A 12517-nucleotide genomic window follows, 5' to 3' on the forward strand; every position below is an offset into this window, starting at 1 on the left:
ATGGGACCGGCTACACCTTGCACGCCCTGGTCACCTTTCGGACCAGCCGCGCCGTCAAAGCCGGTGTCACCTTTCGGGCCAATAGGACCAGCCGGGCCTTGGTCGCCTCGGTCGCCTTTTGCCCCGTCCGCACCCGAGGCCCCGGTGTCGCCTTTGGGGCCTACCGGACCGGCCACGCCTTGAATACCCTGGTCGCCTTTGGGACCGGCTGCACCATCAAAGCCAGTATCGCCCTTATCACCTTTGGGACCCTGTAAACCGGTAGCACCCGTCTCACCAGTAGGGCCAGCAATACCCTGAGGACCTGGTGCTCCAGTTGCTCCAGTCTCCCCTTGTGGGCCTTGAGCACCCGGTGCACCAGTTGGCCCAGCGATACCCTGTGGGCCTTGGGCGCCAGAAGCCCCGGTTTCTCCTTGTGGACCTTGAGCACCAGTGGCGCCCGTTGCGCCGGTAGCACCCGTCGCGCCTGTAGCACCCTGGGGACCAGTGGCGCCGATTTCACCCTGCGGGCCGGTAGCCCCAGTGGCACCCTGAGCACCAGCGGGGCCTGCCACCCCCTGCGGGCCTGTGGCACCGGCTGGCCCAGTAGCTCCTTGTGGGCCTATGGGACCTGGAGCACCTGTGGCGCCCGTAGCACCCATTATCCCCTGCGGACCTTGGGGGCCATCAATGCCCTGCGGGCCAGTAGCGCCGGTTGCTCCTTCGGCTCCTGCAATGCCCTGCACGCCAGGTACGCCCTGCACGCCCTGCGCGCCTTGGAGGCCTCGCGGACCCGTAGGCCCGGTAGGCCCGGTAGGCCCGGCAGGACCTGAAGGCAAAGTGACAGAACTGGTACCCAAACTCAGCTGCTGCCCATTTAATACCAGCGCATCGAGGGGCTGGGCTATAAGCATGCCATTGGCGTCCGCAACCACTTTGCTTGTGGTGCCAGTACCCAGCGAAGAAATAGTCGCATTCCCCCCAATGGTTAGGTCACTACCGATTTTACCAGTGCCCGAAATGCGAAAGTCAGCCAGCTGGTCCAGCGCGGTTTGATTGTCGATGTAACCCGAAACAGCCGCCACGAGGCCGTTTGTGCCATTTACACCAGGCTTCACGGGCCCGGTTTTGGGAATGGTCCGCCAAGAGTCCTCAGTTGTTGGCGCGCTGCTGGTCGCTATCCGCACCCAGTTGGTGGGGTTGCTGCCTTTGGTGCCCGTGCCACCAGCGTTGTAATACAGGCCCGGTCCACCTAACAGGTCACTGCTGGTATTGAAAATCAGCAGGCCATTGGCTGGATTTACAACCGTAGTGTTGTCAGTAGCCGACTTAAGGGCTACTCGTGGGATAAGCAAGCCCCGAGTGCTACTCGAAATATCGAGTGCAGCAGATGGGTCAGGCGTGCGTGTGCCGATTCCAGTTTGGGCATTGCCCAGCATTGGTACCGAAAAAAACAGTCCTAACGACGCTAATCTCAGTACGACTCCGAGAGGTAGTTGAGTTTTCACTAAGCAGATTTTAAAAGGTTAAAAGAAGATTTAATAGAAGCATTGCTGAATGCAGTGCACAATATTATTTCTTTTATTCAATTAAATCTGCTTGAAATGAATGTACATTTAAAAATATTAATTATCATATATTTGATAAATAATATTATTGCTACAATCTCTGACAGGGTTTGAAAATCTGGTTAATGATATATTTCAAGCTGTTATATATAGCACAGTTGACCTATTAAGATTAATAATTAATTATAAATAAACATGCTTTAATCATAGTTAAAATTTTTAGAAAATATTTATGCTTGAAATCATAAATATGTATATCCAGCCAAGAGGTGTATCTTGTCAAAACTGCAATAGAAATTCATCTGACAATATCAGCATACTAAGCAGCTGCCCGACCTTTACTGCTGCACGAACGACTTCACCAGCCCAAATACTTCCTCTGGCTTCTCGGCGTGTACCCAGTGGCCAGCATCGACCACGGTAACAACCTGCGAATGCGGAAATAGCGTCGGAATACCGTGCAGCTTGTCCTCGATGGTGATGTAGTCCGACTTACCGCCCCGAATGAATAGGGTCGGTTTCATGAACGGTGCTTTGCCCGTAGTTTCCTCGCCCACAGCAGGTAACTGGGCGCCCAGCACGTCGAGGTTGATGCGCCAGGCAAAGGCATTATCCTCCTTGCGGTAGAGGTTTTTTAGCAGAAACTGCCGGGTACCAAGGTTGCCGACGTGCTGCGCCAGCGCCGCGTCGGCCTCCTGCCGGTTGGTGATGGCGCGGAGGTCCACGGCGTGCAGACCGGCCACGATGTCGTCCTGATGCTCCATATCGGAAAAGCGCGGAGCGATGTCGACCACAATCAAGCGGGCCAGCCGCTCGGGGTGGTCGAGGGCGAGGCGCATGGCTACTTTACCGCCCATACTGTGGCCCATAAGTGTGGTATCGGGGCCGAGCTGCAGGTGGTCGAACAGCTCCAGCACGTCCTGCGCCATGAGGGCGTAGGTGTGCTCCGGCGAGTGAAACGAGCGGCCGTGGTTGCGCAAATCCACGCTGATGACGCGCAGGCCGGCTTCGGTGGCCCAGCGGCGCGCCAAGCTCTGCCAGTTATCAAGCGTACCAAACAGACCGTGGAGGATGACCAGCGGGCGGCCCTGGCCCTGGTCGAGGTGATGAAGTAGCGGCATGGGGCAAAAGTAGCGCGCAGGGCAGGGAAAGCCGGTTATAAACAGCCGAAAGACCGTCATGCCGAGCGCAGCCGAGGCACCTCGCGGGTGGTAGTGACTCAATCAAACTACCACCCGCGAGATGCCTCGGCTGCGCTCGGCATGACGAACATTATCTACTCAGACTTACGCCGTGGCGGCCTTAAAAGCCGGTGCAAACACAGTCTGGGCAAATTCCTCTACCGTAGTAGGCGTGGTGCTGGCGGCGTCGCGCGGGCCGTTAGCCATCGACTTGCCTTCGTTGATGTTGCGTGTCATCTCGTCGTACAGGTCGGCCTGGTTCTCGCTCAAGCCAGCCCCGACCATGCCTTTTTTAGCGTCCTCGTAGGAGAAGGCCACGTAGGGTAGCTCCGGCCGGCCAATGGCCTGGCCGATAGCCGTTGTGGCCTCGGCCAGGGTGTAGTTGCGCGGCCCCAGAATGTATTGCACGGCGTGGTTTTCCAGCTTATCGGCAGCCAGCAGTTCGGCAGCTTTCGCGGCGATGTCCTTGGTGGCCACCATCGGAAACGCGGCGTCTGCTTTCGTAGCCGAGCCGGCGATGCCCATGTGCTGAATCATGCCCACGTTGGCCAGCAGGTTTTCCATGAAATAGGCCGGGCGCAGGTGCACCACGTTCAGGCCTTCGATGGCGTTGAGGCGGGCTTCCTGGCGGTGCAGGCCCACCACGGGACCGGTGCCGGCGGCCTCATCGGCCCCAATGCTGCTTAGGTGCACGGCATTTTTCAGGCCGGAGGCGCGCACGGCCTGGGCGGTGGCTTCGCCAATCTGGTCCATGAAGCCCAGCACGTTGGGCGAGGTCACGTTGGGCGGAATCATTAGGAAAGCTGCATCGGCGCCGCGCAGGGCGTCGGTGAGGAAAGGCGCGTCGTGGGCATCGCCGGCTTTGGTGGTAGCTCCGGCCTGAGCAAGTGCGTCGAGGCGGGCGCTGGGGCGGGCCACGGCCGTTACCTGGTGGCCTTGCTTCAGGAGCGTGTGAACGATGGCGGTACCGATGTGGCCGGTCGCGCCGAGGACGGTGATTTTCTTTGACATAGGAGCAAAAGCTTGAGCCGGGGCATCGTTGCGCGGCGGCGATGCAAAGGTGATGGCCTAACTTTGCTTTTCGCAAGTGCCTACTAAAAAGTAGGGTACTTACTTAAAAGTAAAAATAGCTGTTAGTCAGTGCAATAATTTTATGTCGAAACCCACCAAACAACAAACGGCCGAAGCCTACTGGTCGGCCGCCGATACTGAGCGCAACCTGACCTGTCCCGTGCGCACCACTCTGAACGTGCTGGGCGGCAAGTGGAAGCTGCTTATTCTCTCGTACTTGCTCGATGAGCCCCGGCGCTACGGCGAGTTGCGCCGGCTGATGCCCGAAATCACGGAGAAGATGCTGATTCAGGAGCTGCGCGAGCTGGAAACCGACGGCATCGTGGCCCGCACCGTGCACCAGACCGTGCCGCCGCGCGTCGACTACAGCCTGACGGAGCAGGGGCAACGCGTGCAGCCGCTGTTTGGCGAGCTGGTGGGTTGGGGCAAGCAGTACCTCGACCGCACGGGCGGCTGCGGGCTGCCCGGAGCGCTGGCCTCAGCCGTGGCCGCAAACTAAAATTCACTGTTTCAACATCTCCGAAGCGGGACCTTCCGGCGGACTATCTTTGGTTTTCTTAGCTTTTTAGATTCTGAAACACACTACTCTTCTGTTCGCCGGGGCGCTGTTGCTGGCCGTGCCCGCCCTGGCCCAGGTCACGCCGCCCGGCTCTACAACGCCCGCCACGCCGCCCAATGCCGCCTCGGCCCAGGAGCCGATGCACCAGCCCGCCGAAAAGGCCCGCAAATGGAGCCTGCACTTCCAGCAGACGCTCATCGACCAGTGGCACAATGACTTGACCACGCCATACGCGGGCGACTACAGCTTGGCCGACCGCGAATCGGCCAAGCTTTCCTTCACCAGCACGCTGTTTATCGGCCGGCGGCTGTGGAAGAATGCGGCCGTGTACTTCAACCCCGAAGTGGCCGGCGGTAGCGGGCTGAGCGGCGCGCGCGGCGTGGCCGGCTTCACCAACGGCGAGACGTTCCGCATCGGCGACCCTTCGCCGCAGCTGTACCTGGCGCGGCTGTATCTGCGGCAGGTGTTTGCGCTGGGCACGGCGACTGATTTCGACCTCGACGACCTCAACCAGGTGGCCGGCCCCACGCCCCAGCGCTACTTTGCCCTCAATTTGGGCAAGTTCAGCACGGCCGATTTCTTCGACCAGAACAGCTACTCGCACGACCCGCGCACCCAGTTTCTGAACTGGAGCCTGATGAGCGCCGGGGCCTGGGACTACGCCGCCAACACGCGTGGCTACACGGTGGGCGGCGTTTTTGAGTACGTCACGCCCGGCTTCACGGCCCGGTTTGCCTCCACGCTCATGCCCACGCTGGCCAACGGCCCGGTGCTGGATTTCCACTACGGCACGGCCCACGCCGAAACGGTAGAGTTGACCAAGGTGTACCACCTCAAGGGGCGGCAGGGTACCATCCGGGCGCTGGGCTTCCGCAACGTGGCGGCCATGGCCACCTATAACACGGCCATCCGGCTGGCCCAGCTCACCGGCGAGCAGCCCGACGTGACGCTGGTGCGCCATGACGGCCACACCAAGCTCGGCTTCGGGCTGAACGCGGAGCAGGAAATTGCCAAAAACGTGGGCCTATTTGCCCGCGTGAGCTACAACGACGGCAAGAACGAAACCTGGGCCTTCACCGAAATCGACCACAGCGCCAGCCTCGGCATTGCCAGCACCGGCGACCGGTGGCATCGGCCTGATGACCGCCTCGGCGCGGCCATCGTGGTGAATGGCCTCAGCCCCGAGCACCGAGCCTACCTGGGTGCGGGCGGCTACGGCTTCATCGTTGGCGACGGTCCCGGCACGGGTTATGTTGCCAATAGCGGCGCGCTGAACTATGGTCTGGAGCAGATTGGCGAGGTGTACTACAGCTTTGCGCTGCCGCAGTACCACGCTTCCCTCAGTCCCGATTATCAGCTGGTCATCAACCCCGCCTACAACCGCGACCGCAGCGGGCCGGTGCATGTGGTGGCCGTACGCCTACACGTTGAATTTTAGGTAAATCAGACCGAAAAAAGGTAGAAAAGAATAACTTCGGGCAACCGCGGTAACGTTTCGGGCATCATGGCGGTAACCGGGTTTATTCACTCACCCTTTGCCTTTTTTCGCATGAAGAATTTTCAGATTACCTCGATGTGCGCCAGCCTGCTGGTGCTGGCCGTAGGCGCGCTTTCGTCCTTCACCAGTACCCGGCCCCAGAGCGACCGCGAAACCCGCTCGGTGGGTTCGTTCACCGAAATCAGCCTCGGGGGCTCGGCCCGCGTGGTCGTGAAGCAGGGCAGCCCTCAAAGCGTGGCCGTGGAAGGAAGCAAAGAAGACCTGGCCGATTTTGAAACCGACGTGCAGGGCGGCAAGCTGCGCCTGAACTTCCGCAACCAGGACGGCCGCATGTTCAGCAATAAAAGCCACGGCCCCGTGACGGTGTACGTGACCGCGCCCAGCCTCACGGCGCTGCGCGTGGGCGGCTCGGGCAAGATGGAAGTGAACGGCGGGCTGCAAGCCGACGCCATGACGCTGGCCGTGAGCGGCTCCGGCGACCTCGTGGTGCCGCAGCTCAAGGCCGGCCGCCTTGAAACGGGCGTGTCGGGCTCGGGCGATGTGACGGTGAGCGGCACCTGCCCCAGCAACGACATTCGCATCAGCGGCTCGGGCAAAGTGAAAGCCCGCGACCTAAAAACCGAAACCAGCCGCGCCCGCATCAGCGGTTCGGGCAATGCCTACGTGTACGCCAGCCGCACGGCTGATGGGTCGATTTCGGGCTCGGGCAGTATGTACGTAGCCGGCGGGGCGCAGCTCAGCAGCAGCACCCACGGCAGCGGCCGGGTGGTGAAGGAATAGAGTCAGTTAAGAATTAACAGCGAAGAGTTAAGAGTTGAAATCAGGGGTTTCTCCTGCTTCAACTCTTAACTCTTCGCTGTTAATTCTTAACTGAATAATGGCCTGCTGGTATAAAATTCGGGCATATCATCGGGGCGGGCCGACCGCCGGAGAATGCGGGCCGTACCTTTGTAGGGCCGCTGGCCGGCTTTGCGTTTCACCCAATACCACCCCGTGTATCTTCATCATGTGGCGGCCTACCTCCCGGAGGCCGTCGTCACCAACGCGCATTTCACTCGTCTTAATGGCCTGGCCAGCGAGTGGATAATTGAGCGCACCGGCATTCAGGAGCGCCGTAAAGCGGCCCCCGGCGAGAATGCCAACACCATGGCCATTGCCGCCACCCGTGCGGCGCTGGCCGCTGCTCCCGCCTTTGCCCAAGCTAGTGTCGACCTTATTGTGGCCGGCACCTACACGCCGCACGATACCATTTTTACCGCCGCGCACGCCGTGCAGCGCGATTTGGACATCAACGAAATCCCAACTGTCAGCATTTCCTCGGCCTGCTCCTCGCTGCTCAACGCGGTGGAGATTGTGGAGGGCTACTTTGCCATGGGCAAGGCCAGCCGTGCCGTGGTGGTCGTGACCGAGCACAACACGGCCTACAACAACGAGGAAGACACGATGGCCGGCCACCTCTGGGGCGACGGCGCGGCGACCCTGCTCATCAGCAAGGAGCGCCTCAGCCCCGAGGATTTGCACATCGCCGAAGTCATCACCGGCGGGGCGGCCCCCGTGAGCAAGGCCGACGAAGCCGTGACCCTGAAGCCCGTGGAGCGCGGCATTGTGATGCCTTTCGGGCGCGACGTGTTTCAACAAGCCTGCACCTACATGGCCCGCGTTACCCAGACGCTGCTCGACAAGCACCACATTCCCACCGAAGAGCTCACCTACCTCATTCCGCACCAGGCCAACCTGCGCATCTCGAAAAACGTGACCAAGGCCCTGGGCCTCGACCCCAGCCGCGCCGTGAGCAACATCGAGCGCCTCGGCAACACCGGCTGCGCCGGGGCTGCCATCGGCCTGGCCGAGGTGTGGGACACGCTGAAAGGCGGCGATAAGGTGATTATTACGGTCTTCGGCGGCGGGTATTCCTACGGGGCGATGCTGCTGAACAAGTAGTTAAGAGTTAAAGGTTAGGAGTTGAGAGCTGGCAGCACGTTAGCCTCAATAATCAACTCTTAACTCCTAACCCTTACCTCTTGACTTAACAAAGTGCTTCCTCCCGCCGCCGCCTTCCTGCCCGAAATCACCTTCCAGACCAGCCGGGCCAGCGGGCCGGGCGGGCAGAACGTGAACAAGGTAGAGTCGCGGGTGGAACTGCGCTGGCACCTGCTCAACTCGGAAATCCTCACCGACGAGCAAAAACGGCTGATGCTGGAGAAGCTGGCAAACCAGCTCACCGCCGAGGGCCTGCTGCTCCTCGCCGCGCAGGATGACCGCAGCCAGCTCCGCAACAAGGAAATTGTGCTGGCCCGCTTCCACGACTTGCTTCTCAGAAGCCTGCGCCGCCCCAAGCCCCGCAAGGCCACCAAGCCCAGCAAAAGCGCCGTGCGCAAGCGCCTAGAGGGTAAAAAAAAGGACAGCGAAAAGAAGGCCAACCGGCGGCGGGTAGAGTAGAGAACGTTGGCACAGCTGTTTGCTGGCCATGAAAATTTCCTGCCAAGCCGCCGGGCAGGCTCGCGGTTCACGAAACTCATCCCCACAGAAGGTTTTCTATACTTTGTTGACTGAACCAGTTTTTTTTGAACTTCATCCAGTCAGCAGGACTAGTAGCGCAAGCCCTAAGCGGCCGTTCAGAGAAACAAGCGTTTACCTAACCGATTGCTCTGTTATAAAGCCATCCCTTTACCACCGGACTGTCTTTTTAGTCCTTTTAATACCTTACTATTTGAATACGTTTTACTGATATGGGATGCTCGACATTACTACTTTTTTGCCGCCCTCAACGCACGGTGCTGCATGAGGCTGCCCCCTGCGATAGACTCTAGCTGCTTTAATTTTGTTGAGGTAAGCAGCCCGAGAAAACCACCTTGCTATTGGTTTAGAACGGCGTGAAGCTGGTGCCACGCTCCAGTTGGTACTCAAAAAAAGCTTTGATTTACATTGTGTTATACAGGTTGTCTACGCTTTGTCTACGCGCTGTATTTGGAAAGCCGCCCCCTCGGGGCGGACTTTTGACCCGCCGTAGCTAGCGGAAGCAACTCTGTACCTGGGATAATACTTCACCTGCCCAGCCGGGTGCTTTGCTTGAGCTATTTGAGGTGCCACCTCTCTTGCCGGCACCCCAATTTTTCGCTGGAGGCCGCCTATTACCACTCAACTATGAAACGTGCTTTTATGAAACAACTCGACCTATCAACCATCTGGAAATTACACCTTCGGGCCGGCTGGCCGGCGCTGCGCCTGCTGGTGCTGCTGGCCTGGGTGAGTGGGCTGGCGGCTGGTGAGGCGGGCGCCACGGCCGGCACCGGCGCCCCGGTAGGGGTGGCCACGGGCGGCACCCTGGTGGTAGGCCCCACCATCACGGTAGCGCCGACCTCGCTGCCCTATGCCGGCATCGGCCGCAGCTACAACGCAACGGTAACGGCCTCGGGCGGCACCGCTCCCTACACGTTTAGAATCGTAGCCGGGGGGCTGCCGGCCGGGCTGACCCTGAGCGCGGGCGGCGTACTGTCGGGTATCCCCACCGAGGGCGGCACGGCCGTCTTCACGGTCTACGCCACCGACTCCTCCCCCAGCTATTACAGCGGCTCGTTTTCCTACGTCTTTACCGTGGCTTCGCCCTATCCGTACCAAGTGGGACCCAGCTCCCCAGCGGATGGTATCGCGGGGCAGCCCTACACCCAGGTCTTCACGACCTCCGGGGGCACGGCTCCGTATTCTTACAGCCAGTCGGGCGGCACGCTGCCGCCGGGCCTGAGCCTAAGCGCCAACGGCACCCTGTCGGGCACGCCCACGGCCAGCGGCACGTTCCGCTTCAACCTGCGCGCCCGCGACTCCTCCACCGGCAGCGGTCCCTACTCTACCGACGCCTACGCCGAAACCGTGCTCGTCATTGCCCCGCCGGTGCGGCTGGAGCAATCCATTGTGTCCACTGGCGGCGTTGGCCGCGGCTACTATCAGCAGCTGACGGCCACGGGCGGCACCGCTCCCTATACCTTCGCCATTGCGAGCGGGCGGCTGCTAGCGGGCCTGACCCTGAGCGCGGGCGGCGTGCTGTCGGGTATTCCCACCGAGGGCGGCACGGCCAGCTTCACGGTGCGCACCACCGACTCCTCCACCGGCACCGGGCGCTACGTCAACACCCCCCCCGGCCCCTACAGCAGCGTTGCCAACCTGGTCATCTCCATCAGCGGGCCCAATCCGTACCAGGTGGGGCCCAGGTACCCATCGGATGGCACCGCGGGGCAGCCCTACACCCAGGTCTTCGGAGCCTACGGGGGCACGTCCCCCTACACCATTTCTAAGACGGGCGGCACGCTGCCGCCGGGCCTGAGCCTAAGCGCCAACGGCACCCTGTCGGGCACGCCCACGGCCAGCGGCACGTTTAGCTTCAGCCTGCGCGCCCGCGACTCCTCCACCGGCTTCGGTCCCTACGATTCTGATAACTACACCATCACACTCGTCATCCAGCCGCCCGCCATCGCGCTGGGCGCGGGCACCCCGCCGGCCGGCACGGTGGGCACCGCCTTCAGCCACACGTTCACGGCCAGCGGCGGCACGGCCCCCTATACCTACACCCTGGCGGCCGGCGCGCTGCCGGCCGGCCTGACCCTGGGCACCGACGGCAAGCTCTCAGGCACGCCCACGGCGGGGGGCTCGTTCCCCATCACCGTGCGCGCCACCGATGCCACGGGCGGCGGGACCTACAGTGGCACGGGCGGGTTCACACTCGTTATGGCAGCCCCGACCCTTGTGCTCACGCCCGCCGCGCTGCCCGACGGCGCGGCGGGCAGCGCCTACTCCCAGTCCTTTAGTACCGGCGGTGGCACGGCTCCCTATAGCTATACGCTCACGGCCGGCGCGCTGCCGGCGGGCCTGAGCCTGAGCGCGGGCGGCACGCTGGCGGGCACGCCCACCGAGAGCGGTACGTTCAGCTTCACGGTGTCGGCCACGGATGCCTCCACTGGCACGGGGCCGTATAGCGCGGCGAAAGCCTACGCCCTGTATGTGGTGGCCGCGCCGCCCGCGGTGGCGTCCATCACCCGCCTCACGGCTTCGCCCACGGCCACGGCCACGGTGCAGTACGAGGTGCGGTTTACCACGGCGGTCGCGGGCGTATCGGCGGCCAACTTCTCCGTGGATGGTCCTACGGGGGCAGCGGTGAGCAGCGTGAGCGGCACCGGCACCGCCTACACCGTGGTGGTGAGCACCGGCACTGGCAGCGGCACGCTGCGCCTGAACGTGGCCAACAGCACGGGCCTCACGCCCCAGGTAGTGAGCTTGCCCTACACTGCCGGTCCCGCCTACACCATCACCAAGAGCTTCGCGGCTCCTCCCCGGCTCACCCTGCGGGGGGCAGGCAACTTGGGTGGTACCGACGACGTGACCGCCTTCGTGGACGCGGTGCAGGTGTTGCAAAACAATAACCCCGTGACCGGTGCCCTGCAAAACGGAAGCTTTGAGACGAGCAACGTGGCCGAAAGAAGCCACCGCTATGCCGACAACGTGGTAGCCACTCCCTGGACCTTCAGTGAGACGGCCGGCGTGGCCCGCTCCAACAGCGCGTTCGGGGCGGCTCCCTCGCCCGATGGCGATGCCGTAGCTTTCCTGCAAAGCTCTGGCGGCCAGAATGGCAGCATCTCGCAGCTGGTGACGGTGCCAGCCGGTAGCTACCAGGTCAGTTTCCGCACCGTGCAGCGCGACTACTCAGCTAAAAACCAGGTGGTGAACGTATTCCTCGACAACGTGCTGCTGGGCAGCATTCAGCCCGCTTCTACCACCGTCTACGACACGTTTACCTCGTCGGCGGTGGAGGTAGCCGCCCCGCTGCCAGTGGAGCTAAGCGCCTTTACGGCCACCCTGGCCGGGCCGGCCGCCGTGCGCCTGGCCTGGGCCACCGCCTCGGAAAAGAACAGCCAGGCCTTTGAGATAGAGCGCAGCCTCGATGGCCAGTCGTTCGGGCGCATCGGCACGGTGCCCGCCGCCGGGAGCAGCAGCAGTGCCCGCCGCTACGAGCAACTGGACACCCAAGTCCTAAACGCCCTGGGCTCGCTGTCGAAGGCCGGCGCCGGCCAGGCCTCGCTCTACTACCGCCTGAAGCAGCTCGATACGGACGGCACTTTCAGCTACTCGCCCGTGCGTAGCGTTTCCCTTACGCCCGCCCTGCCTTCCGCGCTTACTCTCTTCCCCAACCCGGCCCACGGTGCGGCCACCCTCACGGGCGCGCAGCCCGGCGTGGCGGTGACGGTGCTGGATGCGCTGGGACGCCCGGTGCTCTCGGTTCTGGCCGACGCGGCGGGCCAGGCACTGCTGGCCTTGCCGGCGGGGTTGCCAACCGGCGTGTACGTGGTGCGCAGCGGCATCCGTGCCGTGCGCCTCACGGTTGAATAAGCAAGCGCTGCTCTTGAGTAAGCAAGCACTGTTCACGGCATCTTGGGCAAACCGCCTACTTCACCAAAAACCTTAGGCAGGTGGCCATCCTCATCAGCGCCATTACCGCCGCCCAAACCCGCCACGACGCGTTGTCAGCGTAGAGCTGGCGAAATGAAAAAGCCCCACGACCGCAAGGCCGTGGGGCTTTTTCATTTCGTTGGGGTAGGGTGCCGCGCAGGATGAGCAGGGCCACTGAGAAGTAGATAATCAGGCCCGTGACGTCGACCAGCGTGGCCACGAAGGG

Annotated in this window: 10 protein-coding genes; 7 read left to right on the forward strand and 3 right to left on the reverse strand. The window is 62.0% G+C overall.

The annotated features are described in order from the left end of the window. The coding region (locus tag I7X13_RS22000; protein WP_233454892.1) for a hypothetical protein at positions 1-257 on the forward strand (257 nt) is incomplete at its 5' end. A gap of 1628 nt (positions 258-1885) precedes the next feature. On the opposite strand, the gene I7X13_RS21295 is transcribed toward I7X13_RS22000, so the two are convergent. Beyond that, positions 1886-2668: an alpha/beta fold hydrolase gene (locus I7X13_RS21295; RefSeq protein WP_198077038.1), complete on the reverse strand. Its 783-nt coding sequence runs from the start codon at positions 2666-2668 to the stop codon at positions 1886-1888. Positions 2669-2833: 165 nt separating this feature from the next. Next, positions 2834-3739 (reverse strand): NmrA family NAD(P)-binding protein, encoded by a 906-nt coding sequence (locus tag I7X13_RS21300; RefSeq protein ID WP_198077039.1) that lies wholly within the window; start codon positions 3737-3739, stop codon positions 2834-2836. A gap of 142 nt (positions 3740-3881) precedes the next feature. Between I7X13_RS21300 and I7X13_RS21305 the strand changes: the two genes are divergently transcribed. The 6 genes from I7X13_RS21305 to I7X13_RS21330 all read left to right on the forward strand — a co-directional run bounded on the left by I7X13_RS21305 (position 3882) and on the right by I7X13_RS21330 (position 12231). Continuing rightward, complete coding sequence (locus tag I7X13_RS21305) at positions 3882-4298, forward strand: winged helix-turn-helix transcriptional regulator (protein WP_198069715.1); 417 nt, start codon at positions 3882-3884, stop codon at positions 4296-4298. 118 nt (positions 4299-4416) lie between these two features. Next, the gene (locus tag I7X13_RS21310) at positions 4417-5796 is read left to right on the forward strand and encodes a carbohydrate porin (RefSeq protein WP_317191599.1); all 1380 of its coding nucleotides are present in this window, start codon (positions 4417-4419) and stop codon (positions 5794-5796) included. A 111-nt stretch (positions 5797-5907) separates the two neighbouring features. Then, positions 5908-6636, forward strand: a complete 729-nt coding sequence (locus I7X13_RS21315) for a head GIN domain-containing protein (protein WP_198077040.1) — start codon at positions 5908-5910, stop codon at positions 6634-6636. 213 nt (positions 6637-6849) lie between these two features. Next, positions 6850-7797, forward strand: a complete 948-nt coding sequence (locus I7X13_RS21320) for a 3-oxoacyl-ACP synthase III family protein (protein ID WP_198077041.1) — start codon at positions 6850-6852, stop codon at positions 7795-7797. 93 nt (positions 7798-7890) lie between these two features. Next, positions 7891-8295, forward strand: a complete 405-nt coding sequence (gene arfB, locus I7X13_RS21325; protein WP_198077042.1) for an alternative ribosome rescue aminoacyl-tRNA hydrolase ArfB — start codon at positions 7891-7893, stop codon at positions 8293-8295. 705 nt (positions 8296-9000) lie between these two features. After that, a complete protein-coding gene (locus tag I7X13_RS21330) occupies positions 9001-12231 on the forward strand; it encodes a putative Ig domain-containing protein (RefSeq protein ID WP_198077043.1) in 3231 nt (1076 codons plus the stop codon). 55 nt (positions 12232-12286) lie between these two features. Here the strand turns inward: I7X13_RS21330 and I7X13_RS21355 are convergent. After that, positions 12287-12517: hypothetical protein (locus I7X13_RS21355; RefSeq protein WP_213019130.1), on the reverse strand; the 231-nt coding region annotated here is incomplete at its 5' end.

Source organism: Hymenobacter negativus (assembly GCF_016056375.1).
Classification (GTDB): domain Bacteria; phylum Bacteroidota; class Bacteroidia; order Cytophagales; family Hymenobacteraceae; genus Hymenobacter; species Hymenobacter negativus_A.

Bases quoted from the DNA above. Each gene is read 5' to 3' on its own strand.
- I7X13_RS21315 (WP_198077040.1), top strand. From the start codon at position 5,908: ATGAAGAATTTTCAGATTACCTCGATGTGCGCCAGCCTGCTGGTGCTG.
- I7X13_RS21305 (WP_198069715.1), top strand. From the start codon at position 3,882: ATGTCGAAACCCACCAAACAACAAACGGCCGAAGCCTACTGGTCGGCC.
- I7X13_RS21295 (WP_198077038.1), bottom strand. From the start codon at position 2,668: ATGCCGCTACTTCATCACCTCGACCAGGGCCAGGGCCGCCCGCTGGTC.
- I7X13_RS21300 (WP_198077039.1), bottom strand. From the start codon at position 3,739: ATGTCAAAGAAAATCACCGTCCTCGGCGCGACCGGCCACATCGGTACC.
- I7X13_RS21330 (WP_198077043.1), top strand. From the start codon at position 9,001: ATGAAACGTGCTTTTATGAAACAACTCGACCTATCAACCATCTGGAAA.